Origin of the sequence: [Mycobacterium] fortunisiensis (assembly GCF_019050325.1) — a bacterium.
GTDB lineage: Bacteria > Actinomycetota > Actinomycetes > Mycobacteriales > Mycobacteriaceae > Mycobacterium > Mycobacterium fortunisiensis.
Genome location: NZ_VOMB01000016.1, coordinates 135,302 through 150,066, shown reverse-complemented (window position 1 = coordinate 150,066; position 14,765 = coordinate 135,302). Strand labels below are relative to the sequence as shown.

Genomic DNA, 14,765 nt, shown 5'->3' with positions numbered 1-14,765 from the left:
GTTGCCGGTCAGTTGCTGGCGGCCTTCTTCTTGCGTTCGATGTCGGCCAGCGCGGCGGCGAGTTCGGCACGCTCGGCGGCCGACGTCTCCCAGTCCAGCTTGCGGTTCTTGACCACCTTGGCCGGGGCCCCGACCGCGATCGAATAGTCGGGGATCTCCCCCTTGACCACGGCATGTGCACCCAGCACGCAGCCTCGACCGACCGAGGTGTTGCGCAGCACGGTGACCTTCGCGGCGATCCAGGTGTCGGGACCGATGCGCACCGGGCCCTTGATGATGCCCTGGTCCTTGATCGGCATGTCGACGTTGTCCATCTTGTGGTCGAAGTCGCAGACGTAGCACCAGTCGGCCATCAGCGCCGAGTCACCGAGCTCGATGTCGAGATAGGTGTTGATCACGTTGTCGCGGCCCAGCACCACCTTGTCGCCGATACGCAGTGATCCCTCGTGGCAGCGGATGGTGTTCTTGTCACCGATGTGCACCCAGCGACCGATCTCCATCTGGGCCAGCTCCGGGGTGCACTGGATCTCCACCCCCTTGCCGAGGAAGACCATGCCGCGGGTGATGATGTGCGGGTTGGCCAGCTTGAACTTCAGCAGCCGCCAGTACCGCACCAGGTACCACGGGGTGTAGGCACGGTTGTCGATCACCCATTTGAGCGACGCTTTCGTCAGGAAATCCGCCTGGCGCGGATCACGCAGCCGCGAGCCCCGCCAGCGCTTGTGAATCGGGGCGCCCCACATCGTCGTCATGGCCGGACAGCCTACGCGACGACGCCCACAGCCTTCCCGGGTCGCCGCGCTCCCGCCCACCGGGGACCGGGTTACCCTCACCTGGGCCCCAAAATACGAGCCCCAGGCGTGTTCGGCGACGAAAGGACATCGTGTTCCGGCGATACCTTGCACTGGCGGTCGCAGTGCTGTTCACGGGCCTGCTCACGGGTTGCCAGAACACCGACAGCTGGGTGGACGCGCGCGCCGGGCAGGGCTGGTCGGCCCAGTACGGAGACGCCGCCAACAGCAGTTACACCCTTTCCCGCGGCGCCGAGGCGCTTCAGCTGGAGTGGAGCCGCTCGGTGAAGGGTGAGCTGGGCGCCCAGGTGGCACTCGGTGCGAGTGGGTACCTGGCCGCCAACGCCCAGACCGCCGGCGGTTGTTCGCTGATGGTGTGGGAGGCGGACAACAACGCCCGCCAGCGCTGGTGTACCCGATTGGTGCTGGGCGGTGGCTGGTCGAGTCCGCTGTTCGACGGGTTCGACAACCTCTACGTGGGCCAGCCCGGCACCATCCTGTCCTTCCCACCGACCCAGTGGATCCGCTGGCGTCAGCCGGTCATCGGCATGCCCACCACGCCCCGCCTGCTCGATGACGGACAGTTGCTGGTGGTGACCCACCTCGGCCAGGTGTTGGTGTTCAACGGCCATCGCGGCACGGTCGAGGGAACGCCGCTGGACCTGGTCGCCGGTGTGGACCCGACGGATTCCGAGCGTGGGCTGGCTGACTGTCAGCCGGCCCGGTCCCGGTGCCCGGTGGCGGCCGCACCGGCGTTCTCCGCTGCGGCCCGGATCGTGGTGCTCAGCGTGTGGCAGCCGGGCGCGGCGGCGCCGGTACTGGTCGGGCTGCGCTATCACCCCGGGGAGCAGACGTTGCTGACGCAGGAGTGGACGAGTGACGCGGTGGGTCGCGGCCCGCTGGCCTCGCCGGTGCTGTCGGCCGACGGTTCGACGGTGTACGTCAACGGCCGCGACCAGAGGCTGTGGGCCCTGAATTCCGCGGACGGCTCGGCCAAATGGTCGGTGCCGCTGAACTATCTGGCCCAGACCCCACCGTCGGTGTCACCGGACGGGTTGATCGTGGCCGGCGGCGGGCCGGACGCCAAGCTGACCGCGGTGCGCGACGCCGGCGATCACGGCGAGGTGGCCTGGACCCGTGACGACGTGGTGCCGCTGACCACGGCCAGCCGTGCCGGAGATGTCGGCTACGCGGTGGCCCGCGAGGGCGGTCACGGTCAGAGCCTGCTGGTGTTCGACTCCGGTGACGGGCACACCCTGAACAGCTATCCGGTGCCGGAGGCGACGGGCTGGCCGGTCGGGGTGTCGATCGGCGCCGATCATCGGATCGTCACCGCGACGAGTGACGGTCAGGTGTACGGTTTCGCGCCGGCCTGAGCCGCGCGGTCACAGGGCCAGTAAGGCCGCCACCGCGGAGCGCGGAACGGCGGCCTGTACGGCGCCGGCCGCCTCGGACAGCAGCTCACCCTGACCGAAGAAGAAGATCAACGAGTCGTCGGTGAGGACGAAGTTCTGGTAGTGCGCCGGGTCGAGGCCGATGGCGGGTGGGATCGCCTGCTCCACCCCGGATTGTTTCTGCAGTTCGCGTTGCACGATCGGGAAGATCACGTCCAAGGGTTTGGCGCCCGGCTTGAACAGGGTGTCGAAGGTGATCGGTGCCCGGGTGGCGACGTTGTAGTTGAACGCCTTGTACCAGGTCTGCGGGTGGGCGCCGCCGACGTTCTGGAAGACCTCGAACACCAGGCTCCGGGTCTGCGGCGGGGTCCCGGAGCTGTAGCCGGTGCCCCTGGCGTCCAGAACGTAGGGCTGGTCGCGTGATCCGGGCATGTCCGAGACGTTGACGAATCCGTCGCGGGTCTGGATCAGGTAATCGGCGACCGCCCGCTGATCGGGATAGTCGACCGGGAACGTGTAGTCCAGCGTGTAGGTGGCGTTGGCGGTGTGGACCTGACACGTCTGGTCGGCGTCGACGGTCCCGCTGAGATCGGCGCATGCCGGCTGCGCAGTGGCCACCGGCACACCGAGCCAGGCGAACAGCACGCCGGCCGTCAGCAGCGCTGTCACGGGGGAAATTCGCATCCTCAGTCGTCCTCGTAGGCGGTCAACCCACACCGGCTGAGTCACCGGCGCATGTGGCCTCCAGAATACGTGGGCGCTCACCGCGAGGGCCGACAAATGAATGCCGTTGCCCGGCCGGCCGCCCCGGAGCCCAGCCGCGCGATCACCACGGCGAGGTGCCGGCTGCCCCGCAACCGCATCCGGGCCCGCAGCGCGTCCGGGTCCACGTCGACACCACGAACCAGGATCTCCAGTGCTCCCGCCGAGTGGGCAGACAATGCCGCGCGCAGTTTGCGCTCGTGAAAGTGCAGTTGGTCGAGCACTTCGAAACCACGCACTCCGGGCGGCAGGGAGTCCCCGGACAGGTAGGCGATGTCCGGGTCGAGCTGCCACAGGCCGTGTCGGGCCGCGTAGTGGCGCACCAGCCCGGCCCGTACCACCGCCCCGTCGGGGTCGACGATCCAGCGGCCGGCCGCCGCCACCGGGCAGTCGTCGGGCTCGGCGTCGGTGAGTTCTTCCCCGGTCTCCAACAGGCTGGCGCGGCGACGAATCCCGGGCTCGGTGAGGCCCGGCGACCACAGACAGGCTTCCCGCACGCTGCCGCCCACCGAGGTCACCTCGATCTCCCCGGCGAACCCCATCTTGGTGAGCTCGTCGAAATCGATTCCCGGAGCGCACTTCACCACCAGATCGCGGTCGCGGTAGACGTCCAGGACCGCGTCGAGCGCCGGGGTGTAGGCGCGCGGGTCGAACCGGCGCCGGCCACCGGAGCGGCGGGCCGGGTCGATGATCACGACGGTGTCGCGGGTGATCGGGGTCAGGGCGTCGGCCCGGCACAGCGCGACAGCGGGACCGCCGTCGTCGAGATTGTTGGCGGCCATCGCCAACCGCACCGGATCGAGATCACTGCCGACCAACTGTGCGGCGCAATCCCGCAGTGCCACAAGCTCACTGCCGATCGAGCAGGTGGCGTCGTGCACCCGGGCCCCGGCGAGTCTGCGGGCGCGGTGGGCGGCCACCGGTGCGGCCGTCGCCTGTTGCAGCGCCTCGTCGGTGAACAACCACCGATCGGGGTCGGTGAATTTGGCCTGTGCGCGGCGGCGCAGTTGTACGGTCTGGACCAGAATTCCGGTACGGTCACCGAATTGTGTTCGGACAGCGGCGATGTCACTGACCAGGCTGGTGCCGGTGAGGCGGCGTCCGGCTACCTCACCCAGGGCCTGCACCCCTGCCGCCGAACGCAGGTACGCGACGGCGGCAGGATCGAAAACCGTCCCACCGCTCAGGAGGGCTTGACCCCCGTGACCATCACGTTGTAGAACCAGCCCTTGGGCACCACGCGGCGCCAGACATTGGCGTCCACCCAACTCAGGGTGGTCCAGCTGTTGAACGCGAACTTGGCCCAGCCCCAGCCCAGCCGCCCCGGCGGCACCGCTGCCTCGAAGGTGCGCACCGGCCAGCCCAGCATGGCGGCGGTGAATTCCTCACTGGCAGTGCGGACTTCGACTGCACCGGCATTGGCGGCCATCCGTTCCAGATCGGCCGGGTCGAAAGTGTGCAGATCGACGACGGCTTCCAGCGCGGCGGCGCGGGAGGACTCGTCGAGTTCGGCCTGCGGCCGACGCCAGCCGTTCAGCCACGGCAGCTTGGTCAGGTTGGTGGTGGCGTGCCAGGTCAGCGTGGACAGTTCACGCGCGTACTTGTTGCCGACCGTGGTGGGCTCACCGGCGAAGACGAAGCGGCCGCCCGGCTTGAGCACCCGGACCACCTCGCGCAGCGACAGCTCGACATCGGGGATGTGGTGCAGCACGGCGTGCCCGACCACGAGGTCGAAGGTGTTGTCCTCGTACGGGATGCCCTCGGCGTCGGCCACCCGGCCGTCGATGTCCAGGCCGAGGCCCTGTCCGTTGCGGGTGGCCACCTTCACCATGCCCGGGGACAGGTCGGTCACCGAACCGCGTCGCGCCACCCCGGACTGGATCAGGTTGAGCAGGAAGAACCCGGTGCCGCAGCCCAGCTCCAGGGCGCGGTCATAGGGCAGTTCCCGCTGCTCGGCCTCGGGAACGATGGCATCGAACCGGCCGCGGGCGTAGTCGATGCAGCGCTGGTCGTAGGAGATCGACCATTTCTCGTCGTAGGTTTCGGCTTCCCAGTCGTGGTAGAGCACCTGCGCGAGCTTGCTGTCGTGCATCGCGGCTTCGACCTGTTCGGCCGTGGCGTGCGGGTTAGGAGTCGGCATGTCGGCCCCGTCGACCGCAGCGGGGGTGCCGGAATCCTTGATGTCAGTCATGCAGGGCAGCCTAACGGCCCGCCCTCGGCGGGGGTCAGGGCCGGTCCACCCACCCGTCGACGGCGGCCTTGGCCGCGGCCAGCACCTCGACCGGATGCTCGACGAATCGGCGTGCCCAGGCCAGTGCCTCGTCGTAGACGTGGTCGGGTGCCACCATCTGGTCGATCAGACCGAGCTCGCGGGCTTCCTCAGCACCGACGAACCGGCCGCTGAACACCAGTTCCTTGGCCTTGCCGGCCCCGATCACCTGGGCCAGCCGTGCGCCGCCGCCGGCGCGGGGCGCCAGTCCGGCCAGGATCTCGGTCGACCCGAATTTGACGTTGTCACCGGCCACCCGCCAGTCGGCCGCCATGGCCAGGTTCAGCCCGCTGCCCAGGGCGTAACCCGTGATCGCGGCCACGGTCGGTTTGGGGATGGCGGCGATCGCCTCGACGCACTGACGCAGCGCCGCCTCGGCGGTGGCGGCCTCGGCGGTGTTCAGGGTGCGCAGCTCGGGCACGTCGTCGCCGGCGCAGAAGATCTCGTGCCCGCCGAACAGGATCACCACCGAGACGTCCGGGCGTTCACCGAGCTCGTGGGCGGCCGCGATGATCTCGCGGTACACCTGGCGGGTCAGCGCGTTGGTCGGGGGCCGGGACAGCATGAGCGTGCCGACCCCGTCCTGCTCCGGCACCCCGGTGATCACCCTGACGAACTCGTTCACTGGTTCACTCCCGGGGACCGGTGGTTACGCGCCGCGTTGTAGCGCTCGCCGTCGAAGAACTCGATGTTCCAGTTCCCTCCGCCCAGCGCGAGGTTGGGTTCGATCGCCACGATCTTGCGTTCGGTCGCCAACACATCGGACACGCAGCGGCCGTTGAGCGAGTTCAGCTGGGTCCAGGTGGGCGGCAGCAGGAACGAGTTTCCCTGCTCGAAGTCGTCGAGACCGGCCTGCGGGGTGCTCCAGAACGCCTGGTCGGATTCGGTGTTCTCACCGTCGGCCCGCTGGCCCTCGGGCAGTGCACCGACGAAGAAGAAGGTGTCGTAGCGGCGGGTGCGCTCTTCCTTGGGGGTGATCCAGTTGTCCCATGGCCGCAGCAGGTCGGCCCGCAGCACGAGTTTCTCGTCGCGCAGGAAGTCGGCGAAGGACAGCGAGTGGTTGGCCAGGGCGGCGCGCGCGTCGCCGTAGACCGAGGCGTCGGAAATGATGCCCGGATTCCCCGACCCGCTGGCGGGCCCGGCGAACAACACGCCCGATTCCTCGAAGGTCTCGCGGGCCGCCGCGCACACCAACGCCTCGGCCAGTCCGGTTTCCACCCCGAGTCGCTGGGCCCACCAGTCCGGGTCGGGACCGAACCAGGCGATGTCGGCATTGCGATCGCGGTCGTCGACGCCACCGCCGGGGAACACCATCACCCCGGCCACGAAGTCCATGGCCGCGTGCCGGCGCATCATGAACACTTCGATCGATTCGGCGCCGTCGCGGACCAGCATCACCGTGGCCGCGGGCCTGGGCACCAATGGATCGGTCATGCACGCCTCCTGTGAGCCGCACGGCTCCTGGTCCGGCGGGCGAAGTAGCGCCCGTCGATCACATCCAGGGCGATCGACTGGCCGAATGCCTTGGACAAGTTCTCCGCGGTCAACACCTCGGTCAGCAGACCTGAGGCCACCGCCTGGCCTTCCGAGAGGATCAGCGCGTGGCTGAACCCCACTGGGATCTCCTCGACATGATGGGTCACCAGCACCATGGCCGGCGCGTCGGGGTCGGCGGCCAGGTCGGTCAACCGTGCCACGAGCTCTTCGCGGCCACCCAGGTCGAGCCCGGCGGCGGGTTCATCGAGCAGCAGCAGCTCCGGGTCGGTCATCAGCGATCGGGCGATCAGCACCCGTTTGCGTTCGCCTTCCGAGAGGGTGCCGTAGGTGCGTTCGGCCAGGTGTTCGGCGCCGACGCTCTCCAGCATGTCGATGGCCTGGGCGTAGTCGACGTCGTCGTAGTCCTCGCGCCAGCGGCCCAGGACGGCGTAGCCGGCGGACACCACCAGGTCGCGTACCACCTCGGTGTCGGGGATGCGTTGGGACAGGGCCGAGCTGCTCAGCCCGACGCGGGCCCGCAACTCGGACATGTCGGTGCGGCCCAACCGTTCGCCGAGCACGTAGGCGGTGCCCGAGGTCGGATGTTCGGTGGCCGCGGCGATCCGCAGCAGTGAGGTTTTGCCCGCGCCGTTGGGGCCGATGACCACCCAGCGTTCGTCGAGTTCGACGCTCCAGGTGATCGGCCCGATCAGGGTGTTGCCGCCGCGCCGCAGGGTCACCCGGGCGAAGTCGATCAGCAGGTCGGGGTCGGTTCCGTCGCCGTCGTCGCTGATTGTCGAATCGGTGCGTTCCCCTGCGGCCACTCGCTCATCGTAGTGACCGTGTCGCGATCTGCTCGGGCGCGCCCGCCGCTGAAATCGTGGAACAGCAATGCGCGCGGGGTGAGCCGCAGAAACAGCTGCACGAGGGGCCCGATCCCGAATGCGTACACCAGGGTGCCGACACCGACGGTGCCGCCGAGCAGCCAGCCGACCGCCAGCACGGTGGCCTCGATCCCGGTGCGTACCAATCGCACCGACAGCCCGGTGCGTGCCACCAGGCCGGTCATCAGGCCGTCGCGGGGCCCCGGGCCCAGGCCGGCACCGATGTAGAGCACGGTGCTGATGGCATTGAGCACGACGGCACCGACCATCATCGCGATTCGCACTCCCAGCGCCGAGGGCGCGGGGAGCGCCGCGAGGGTGGTATCGACGGTGACCGCGATGACGATGACGTTGGCGACGGTGCCGACCCCGGGCCGGTTCCGCAGGGGGATCCAGGCCAGTAGCACGACGACACCGACGACGGCCGAGGCCATGCCGAGGGTCAGCGGGGTGTGCCGGGTCAGGCCCTGGTGGAAGACGTCCCATGGGTCGAGTCCCAGCCCGGCGCGCACCATCATGGCCATCGACACGCCGTAGCCGCACAGGCCGATCAGGAGCAGGGTGCCCCGGGTGAATGCGGTCCTCATGCGTGGTCGGGGAATCGGGCGCGGATGGCGTCGAGCTCACCGATCACCCGGCGGGCGTCCACATCGCGGTCTCCGAAGCTGTTGCCGGGGTCGTACAGCCGGCGGAGGTTCTCCGCCAATCGGGATATCCAGTTCCGTGCCATGTAGCGATGATCCCGGCCATGTGGCTTGCTCATCAATAGCCAGTTCGCCCATACTGGCCTCATTATGTCGGCAGATATGGCCGCCCGAGCCCTCGACGTGGACCTGCTGGCCCGCGAACTGGGGAACTGGCGCACCTCCAGTCACAGCGGCCCCGCCTATCTCGGGTTGGCGGACGCCATCCGGCTGCTCATCGTGGACGGCCGGGTTCCGGTGGGGTCCCGCATCCCCAGTGAACGGGCGCTGGCCGAGTCGCTACGTGTCTCCCGCACGACCGTGACGGCGGCCTTCGCCCAGTTGCGCGAGGACGGCTACCTGCACGCCCGCCGCGGTGCCCGCAGCATCACCGCGCTGCCCACCTCGAGCCAGGTCCACACCGATGCCCCGACGCCGACCGTCAGCCTGGCCGAAGCAGCCATGTGCGCACCGGCCACCGCCGTGCTGGAGGCGTTCGGCGAGGCTGCCCGGGACATCACCCCCTTTCTGCGGGCCCCCGGCCACGAGCTGATGGGGGTCGACCCGCTGCGCGTGGCGATCGCCGAAAGATATTGCGCCCGTGGGCTACCCACCGATCCCGACCAGATCATGGTGACCACCGGAGCCCAGCACGCCATCGGGCTGATCCTGGCCAGCCACACCCGCCCCGGCGACCGGGTGCTCGTCGAACAGCCCACCTACCACGGCGCGCTGACCGCGATCTCGACCGCGGGGGCCCGGGCAGTTCCGGTGGCGCTCACCGAAGACGGTTGGGAACTGGGCGCCGTCCAGGCCGCGCTGCGACAGCTCGCCCCGAGCCTGGCCTACCTGATCCCCGACAGCCACAACCCGACCGGGTTCACCCTGTCGGCAGCGCAACGAAAACAGTTGGGGCAGATCATCTCCGACACCCGGACCCGCACCATCGTCGACGAATCGATCGCCGACATGTGGCTCGATGAGGCGCCGCCGCAGCCGTTGGCCGCCGCGGTCGGACGCGATGATCTGGTGCTGACCGTCGGCTCGATGTCGAAATCGTTCTGGGGCGGCCTGCGGGTCGGCTGGATCCGCGCCGAACGCGGCACGCTGGCCACCATCGCAGCGATCCGCCCGTCAGTGGATCTCGGTACCCCGATCCTCGAACAACTCGCCGCGGCAAGGCTTCTCGCGATGCACGCCGAGGTGTTGCCGGAACGGCGTGACCTGCTGCGCGCACGTCGGGAGTTTCTGGTGGGTCTGCTGGCTCGTGAGCTTCCAGACTGGCAGCCGGGGCCCGGCCGCGGCGGGATGTCGCTGTGGGTGAGGCTGCCCGCCCCGATGAGTACGGCGTTGTCAGCCGCGGCGCTGCGGCTCGGGTTGGACGTGCCGGCCGGCCCACGGTTCGGGGTGGACGGCACGCTGGAACGGTTCATCCGGCTGCCGTATGCGCTGCCCGAATCTGAACTCGAAGACGCGGTGCAGTTGCTGGCCCGCGCCTGGCACAGCATCACCGGCACCGTCGGTGCGCAACGTCAGACCCTGGTGGTCTGAACCGCTATGGCTGCTGCGCCATCGCGTAGCAGGTGCTGAAATGTTCGATGGTGCACGGAATGCCGTTCACCGTCGGCAGCTGGCCCGGCTGGTTCGTGATGTTGGTCCCCCCGGCGCTGGGCGCCATCACCGGCGGCGCCACCGCGCCCATCCCACCGCCGGACGAGCCGGCCACGCAGACACCGTCGAACTTGGTCGCCTTGGTGCCCGACGGGCAGCGCTTGGCCTCGGCAGGCGCCGCAACGGCCAGCTGACCCAGAACGGCCGCAACGGCGAACCCGCCAATCACGACTGCGTGCTTGAGGTTCGCCATGCCCCTACCCTACGGCAGGGCGAACGCAGCCGATGTGCGTGTCAGTCTTCGGGGATCTCGACGCGACGCAGCACGCCGTCCATGGCGTCGGCAGCCTCGATCTCGCCGCGGGTGACGCCGAGGATGAACAGCACGGTGTCCAGGTAGGGATGGCTCAGTGAGGCATCGGCCACCTCGCGCAGCGCGGGTTTGGCGTTGAAGGCGACACCGAGACCGGCTGCCGCCAGCATGTCGATGTCGTTGGCCCCATCGCCCACGGCCACGGTCTGCTCCATGGGCACACCCACCTGCTGCGCGAAGTCGCGCAACGCCTTGGCTTTCCCGGGCCGGTCGATGATCTGTCCGATCACCCGGCCGGTCAGCTTGCCGTCGACGACCTCGAGTTCGTTGGCCGCCACGTAGTCCAGCATCAACTCGTGCGCCAGCGGTTCGATGACCTGGCGGAAGCCGCCGGAGACCACGCCGCAGTGGAAGCCCAGCCGGCGCAGCGTCCGGATGGTTGTCCGTGCGCCGGGGGTCAGCTCGACCTGCTCGGCGACGTCGTCGAGCACGGTGGCCGGCAGGCCGGCCAGGGTCGCCACCCGCCGGTGCAGGGACTCGGCGAAGTCGAGTTCGCCGCGCATCGCCGCCTCGGTGACCGCAGCCACCTGTGCCTCCATGCCGGCGCGGGCGGCCAGCATCTCGATGACCTCGCCCTGGATCAGGGTGGAATCCACATCGAAGACGATCAGCCGCTTGGCCCGTCGGGCCAGGCTGTAGTCCTCCAGCGCGATGTCCACGCCTTCGTCCGCCGCGACCCGCGACAACGCGGACTGTAATGCCCCGTAGACAGTGTTGTTCGGACCGGCCGGCACCGACACCCGCAGTTCCAGACCGGTGACCGGATAGTCGGACACCCCGCGAATGGTGTCGATGTTGACGCCGAGGGCAGCCACTTCGCGGGCCACCACGCTGAACGCCTCGGCGGTGATCGGCCGGCCCAGCACCACGATGGTGTGGGTGGACGGCTCACGCATCACCGGCATGTCGTCACTGCGCTCGACCGTCACGTCCAACCCGAGACGGTGGATCGCCGCTTCGACGTCATTGCGCAGGACGTCGCCGTCGACGGCCTCGACCGGCGCCGCGACCAGCACACCCAGGGTGAGCCGGCCGCGGACCACGACCTGTTCGACGTTGCGCAGTTCCACCTGATGGCGGGCCAGCACTTCGAACAGCGCCGAGGTGACGCCGGGCCGATCGACTCCCGTGACGGTGATCAGTACCGATGAGCGGGCTCGTGAGCCACCGGACATCGAATCACCTTTGTCGCCGGATGGTGCCACCCGTCAGCTGGAGCGATCCGCAGATTCGAGCTCTGGATGGTGCGTACGGCCCACGTGGGCCTCGGCGCGCATCCGCTCGACCATGTGCGGGTAGTGCAGCTCGAACGCCGGGCGCTCCGAACGGATCCGGGGCAGCTCGGTGAAGTTGTGCCGCGGCGGCGGGCACGAGGTCGCCCACTCCAGCGAGTTGCCGTAGCCCCACGGGTCGTCGACCGTGACCGGCTCGCCGTAGCGCCAGCTCTTGAACACGTTCCAGACGAACGGCAGCGTCGAGATGCCCAGGATGAAGGCACCGATGGTGGAGACGACGTTGAGCGTGGTGAAGCCGTCCGACGGCAGGTAGTCGGCGTAGCGGCGCGGCATGCCCTCGTCACCGACCCAGTGCTGCACCAGGAAGGTGGTGTGGAAACCGATGAAGGTCAGCCAGAAGTGCAGCTTGCCCATGCGCTCGTCGAGCAGCCGGCCGGTCATCTTCGGGAACCAGAAGTAGATGCCCGCGTACGTGGCGAACACGATGGTGCCGAAGAGCACGTAGTGGAAGTGCGCGATGACGAAGTAGCTGTCGGTGACGTGGAAGTCGATCGGCGGGCTGGCCAGCAGCACGCCGGACAGGCCACCGAGCAGGAAGGTGATCAGGAAGCCGACCGAGAACAGCATCGGCGTCTCGAACGTCAGCTGGCCCTTCCACATGGTGCCGATCCAGTTGAAGAACTTGATCCCGGTGGGCACCGCGATCAGGAACGTCATGAACGAGAAGAACGGAAGCAGCACGGCACCGGTGGCGTACATGTGGTGCGCCCACACCGCGACCGACAGCGCCGCGATCGAGATCGTGGCGTAGATCAGGGTGGTGTAACCGAAGATCGGCTTGCGGCTGAACACCGGGAAGATCTCGGACACGATGCCGAAGAACGGCAGCGCGATGATGTACACCTCGGGGTGGCCGAAGAACCAGAACAGGTGCTGCCACAACAGAACACCGCCGTTGGCGGGGTCGTAGATGTGGGCGCCCAGGTGTCGATCGGCGGCCAGGCCGAACAGGGCCGCGGTGAGGATCGGGAAGGCGATCAGCACCAGGATCGAGGTCACCAGGATGTTCCAGGTGAACACCGGCATCCGGAACATCGTCATGCCCGGGGCGCGCATGCACACCACGGTGGTGACCATGTTGACGCCACCGAGGATGGTGCCCAGACCACTGACGGCCAGACCCAGGATCCACAGGTCACCGCCGGCGCCCGGCGAGTGGATGGCGTCGGTCAGCGGCGAGTACGCCGTCCAGCCGAAGTCCGCGGCACCGCCGGGGGTGATGAACCCGCTGATGGCGATCAACGCACCGAACAGGAACAGCCAGAACGACAGGGCGTTCAGGCGCGGGAACGCCACGTCGGGGGCGCCGATCTGCAGCGGCAGCACCAGGTTGGCGAACCCGAACACGATCGGGGTGGCGTAGAACAGCAGCATCACCGTGCCGTGCATGGTGAACAGCTGGTTGAACTGCTCGTTCGACAGGAACTGCAACCCGGGCATCGCCAATTCGGTACGCATGAACAGCGCCATCAACCCGCCGATCGCGAAGAACGCGAAGCAGACGACGCAGTACATGATGCCGATCAGTTTGTGATCGGTCGTGGTGATGAGCTTGTAGATCAGGTTGCCCTTGGGGCCCATCCGTTCCGGAAAAGGACGACGTGCCTCGAGTTCTCCGATTGGGGGCGCTTCGGCTACCAAGAGATCCTCCAAAGATTCGTCGGGAAATCCCGCTTATCGCACTGAATCCTAACGCTCCCGACGGTCTGCGCGTGTCTGGGTCCTACAAACTGTCGTACTGAGTCGTCCCGGGGTGCTGCAGGTTTCGCCGACAAGCCCCTGACCAGCACTGAATCGGTGAATGTTACGGTCGGCCGGTGCTGAGCAACCGACCCCTCGTCGCCGTCGCGGTGATCGCCGCCGCGGCCACCCTGGCCAGTGGCTGCGGCGCGTCCGAGCCGGGTTCCCCGGCTTCGGCGTCGATGACCACGAGCGTGACCAAGATCGCCGATGCGGGTGTCCTGGGCAATCAGCGCCGGCCCGACGAATCCTGTGCGGCCGAACCCGCTCCGGCCGACGATTCCGCACGGCGGGTGGACAACGCCAGAGGAGACGGAGCCGACAGCTCGGATATCGCGGAGTCCACGGAGGTGCGCGGCGATCCGCAGCGCATCGTCGCGTTGTCCGGCGACCAGCTCGACGCGTTGTGCGCGCTGGGTCTGCAGTCCCGGATCGTGGCGGCCGCTCTCCCCGACGGCGGCGCCGAGCAACCCGCCTATCTCGGTGCTGTGGTGCACGCGGTGGCCCCGGCGGGCTCCCGCAGCGCGCCGGACCTGGCCGCGATCGAGGCCGCCGACCCGGAAGTGATCCTGGGCTCGGCCGCGTCGACCCCGGCCTCCTTCGGCGCATTGTCGGCGATCGCCCCGACCGTCTTCACCGGTGCGCCGGGCGCGGCCTGGCGCGATACGTTGCGCGCGGTGGGTGCTGCCACCGGACGGGCGGACGCGGCTGCCGACCTGATCGGCGCGTTCGACGACGCCGCCCGTGACACCGGTGCGGACAACGATGCCGCGCACTTCCAGGCCTCGGTGGTGCAGCTGACCGAGAACACCGTCCGGGTCTACGGCGCGGACAATTTCCCGGCCAGCGTGCTCGCCGCGGTCGGCTTGGACCGTCCGGCCGCGCAACGCTTCACCGACAAGCCCTACGCGGAGCTGAGCACCACCGACGCCGACTATCGCATTGCCGACGCGGACATCGTCTACGTTTCCTTTGCTTCCCCGGCGGCCCGCGACAAGGCTCCCGACATCCTGCACAGCCCGGCGTGGCGAGCATTGTCAGCGGCCAAGGACAACCGGGTGTTCGTGGTGAACAACGAGGTGTGGCAGACCGGGCAGAACATCGTGGCCGCCCGCGGCATCCTCGATGACCTGCGCTGGGTCAACGCGCCGATCAACTAGTCTCGCGACCGTGTTCCACGTCCTCACCACGACTTACACCCAGCCCGTCGACGTCGTCGACCAGACCCGCCCAGCGCACGTCGCGTGGCTGAAGGAGGAAGTCGCCGCCGGTCGCATCCTGCTGGCCGGCCGGGTGGAATCGGCCACCGGAGCGGTGCTGATCACCGGAGACATCAGCGAAGAAGACGTCGAGGATCTCATCGCCCGCGATCCCTACACGCTGGCCGGGCTCATCCGCTGTGAACGGGTGTCGTTCAACGGGTCGGTGCGCGCACCCGGCCTGTGACCGGGCCGGCACTTTGCCGGCCGCGGGATTACCGACGCCAC

General features: G+C 68.6%; 16 protein-coding genes. 4 read left to right on the top strand and 12 right to left on the bottom strand.

All coding sequences use genetic code 11. From position 1 onward, the window contains the following. Positions 1-8: 8 nt before the first annotated feature. Complete coding sequence (locus FR943_RS10980; protein WP_217156869.1) at positions 9-752, bottom strand: acyltransferase; 744 nt, start codon at positions 750-752, stop codon at positions 9-11. Positions 753-883: 131 nt separating this feature from the next. Here FR943_RS10980 and FR943_RS10975 point away from each other — a divergent pair, with 131 nt between their 5' ends. Continuing rightward, positions 884-2,167 (top strand): BamB-related PQQ repeat family beta-propellar protein, encoded by a 1,284-nt coding sequence (locus FR943_RS10975; RefSeq protein WP_217156867.1) that lies wholly within the window; start codon positions 884-886, stop codon positions 2,165-2,167. A gap of 9 nt (positions 2,168-2,176) precedes the next feature. Here FR943_RS10975 and FR943_RS10970 read toward each other — a convergent pair whose 3' ends face one another. From FR943_RS10970 to FR943_RS10935, 8 genes are all read right to left on the bottom strand, one after another. Then, entirely contained in the window at positions 2,177-2,869 is a 693-nt protein-coding gene (locus FR943_RS10970; RefSeq protein ID WP_217156865.1) for an esterase, read from the bottom strand. 77 nt (positions 2,870-2,946) lie between these two features. Beyond that, positions 2,947-4,134 (bottom strand): THUMP-like domain-containing protein, encoded by a 1,188-nt coding sequence (locus tag FR943_RS10965; RefSeq protein ID WP_443732533.1) that lies wholly within the window; start codon positions 4,132-4,134, stop codon positions 2,947-2,949. Further along, positions 4,131-5,138 (bottom strand): class I SAM-dependent methyltransferase, encoded by a 1,008-nt coding sequence (locus FR943_RS10960; protein ID WP_246584967.1) that lies wholly within the window; start codon positions 5,136-5,138, stop codon positions 4,131-4,133. The genes FR943_RS10965 and FR943_RS10960 overlap by 4 nt, the downstream gene beginning before the upstream one ends. A gap of 34 nt (positions 5,139-5,172) precedes the next feature. Continuing rightward, positions 5,173-5,841 carry an enoyl-CoA hydratase gene (locus FR943_RS10955; protein ID WP_217156863.1) on the bottom strand — a complete coding sequence of 223 codons (669 nt, stop codon included), beginning with the start codon at positions 5,839-5,841 and terminating at the stop codon, positions 5,173-5,175. Then, on the bottom strand, positions 5,838-6,650 hold the full coding sequence (locus tag FR943_RS10950) for an NUDIX hydrolase (RefSeq protein ID WP_217156862.1): 813 nt from the start codon (positions 6,648-6,650) through the stop codon (positions 5,838-5,840). Before FR943_RS10950 ends, FR943_RS10955 begins: the two co-directional genes overlap by 4 nt. Next, positions 6,647-7,516 carry an ABC transporter ATP-binding protein gene (locus tag FR943_RS10945; RefSeq protein WP_217156860.1) on the bottom strand — a complete coding sequence of 290 codons (870 nt, stop codon included), beginning with the start codon at positions 7,514-7,516 and terminating at the stop codon, positions 6,647-6,649. Before FR943_RS10945 ends, FR943_RS10950 begins: the two co-directional genes overlap by 4 nt. Further along, positions 7,447-8,163 (bottom strand): membrane protein YczE, encoded by a 717-nt coding sequence (gene yczE, locus FR943_RS10940; protein WP_217156859.1) that lies wholly within the window; start codon positions 8,161-8,163, stop codon positions 7,447-7,449. Before yczE ends, FR943_RS10945 begins: the two co-directional genes overlap by 70 nt. Further along, positions 8,160-8,306, bottom strand: coding sequence for a hypothetical protein (locus FR943_RS10935; protein ID WP_217156857.1), 147 nt, complete (start codon positions 8,304-8,306; stop codon positions 8,160-8,162). The genes yczE and FR943_RS10935 overlap by 4 nt, the downstream gene beginning before the upstream one ends. Before the next feature lie 64 nt (positions 8,307-8,370). Here FR943_RS10935 and yczR point away from each other — a divergent pair, with 64 nt between their 5' ends. Continuing rightward, complete coding sequence (yczR, locus tag FR943_RS10930; protein WP_217156855.1) at positions 8,371-9,810, top strand: MocR-like transcription factor YczR; 1,440 nt, start codon at positions 8,371-8,373, stop codon at positions 9,808-9,810. A gap of 4 nt (positions 9,811-9,814) precedes the next feature. Here yczR and FR943_RS10925 read toward each other — a convergent pair whose 3' ends face one another. The 3 genes from FR943_RS10925 to ctaD are packed head-to-tail and all read right to left on the bottom strand — an operon-like array spanning position 9,815 to position 13,179. After that, positions 9,815-10,123 (bottom strand): hypothetical protein, encoded by a 309-nt coding sequence (locus tag FR943_RS10925; protein ID WP_217156853.1) that lies wholly within the window; start codon positions 10,121-10,123, stop codon positions 9,815-9,817. A gap of 41 nt (positions 10,124-10,164) precedes the next feature. Then, positions 10,165-11,418 carry a phosphoserine phosphatase SerB gene (serB, locus tag FR943_RS10920; protein WP_217156852.1) on the bottom strand — a complete coding sequence of 418 codons (1,254 nt, stop codon included), beginning with the start codon at positions 11,416-11,418 and terminating at the stop codon, positions 10,165-10,167. A 33-nt stretch (positions 11,419-11,451) separates the two neighbouring features. After that, positions 11,452-13,179 (bottom strand): aa3-type cytochrome oxidase subunit I, encoded by a 1,728-nt coding sequence (ctaD, locus tag FR943_RS10915; protein WP_217156850.1) that lies wholly within the window; start codon positions 13,177-13,179, stop codon positions 11,452-11,454. A 176-nt stretch (positions 13,180-13,355) separates the two neighbouring features. Here ctaD and FR943_RS10910 point away from each other — a divergent pair, with 176 nt between their 5' ends. Together FR943_RS10910 and FR943_RS10905 are read left to right on the top strand one after the other, a co-directional pair. Then, on the top strand, positions 13,356-14,438 hold the full coding sequence (locus tag FR943_RS10910) for an ABC transporter substrate-binding protein (RefSeq protein ID WP_217156848.1): 1,083 nt from the start codon (positions 13,356-13,358) through the stop codon (positions 14,436-14,438). 10 nt (positions 14,439-14,448) lie between these two features. Continuing rightward, positions 14,449-14,724, top strand: a complete 276-nt coding sequence (locus FR943_RS10905; protein WP_217156846.1) for a YciI family protein — start codon at positions 14,449-14,451, stop codon at positions 14,722-14,724. Positions 14,725-14,765 lie beyond the last annotated feature (41 nt).

Bases quoted from the DNA above. Each gene is read 5' to 3' on its own strand.
- FR943_RS10980 (WP_217156869.1), bottom strand. From the start codon at position 752: ATGACGACGATGTGGGGCGCCCCGATTCACAAGCGCTGGCGGGGCTCG.
- FR943_RS10970 (WP_217156865.1), bottom strand. From the start codon at position 2,869: ATGCGAATTTCCCCCGTGACAGCGCTGCTGACGGCCGGCGTGCTGTTC.
- FR943_RS10960 (WP_246584967.1), bottom strand. From the start codon at position 5,138: ATGACTGACATCAAGGATTCCGGCACCCCCGCTGCGGTCGACGGGGCC.
- FR943_RS10950 (WP_217156862.1), bottom strand. From the start codon at position 6,650: ATGACCGATCCATTGGTGCCCAGGCCCGCGGCCACGGTGATGCTGGTC.
- yczE (WP_217156859.1), bottom strand. From the start codon at position 8,163: ATGAGGACCGCATTCACCCGGGGCACCCTGCTCCTGATCGGCCTGTGC.
- FR943_RS10935 (WP_217156857.1), bottom strand. From the start codon at position 8,306: ATGGCACGGAACTGGATATCCCGATTGGCGGAGAACCTCCGCCGGCTG.
- yczR (WP_217156855.1), top strand. From the start codon at position 8,371: ATGTCGGCAGATATGGCCGCCCGAGCCCTCGACGTGGACCTGCTGGCC.
- FR943_RS10925 (WP_217156853.1), bottom strand. From the start codon at position 10,123: ATGGCGAACCTCAAGCACGCAGTCGTGATTGGCGGGTTCGCCGTTGCG.
- serB (WP_217156852.1), bottom strand. From the start codon at position 11,418: ATGTCCGGTGGCTCACGAGCCCGCTCATCGGTACTGATCACCGTCACG.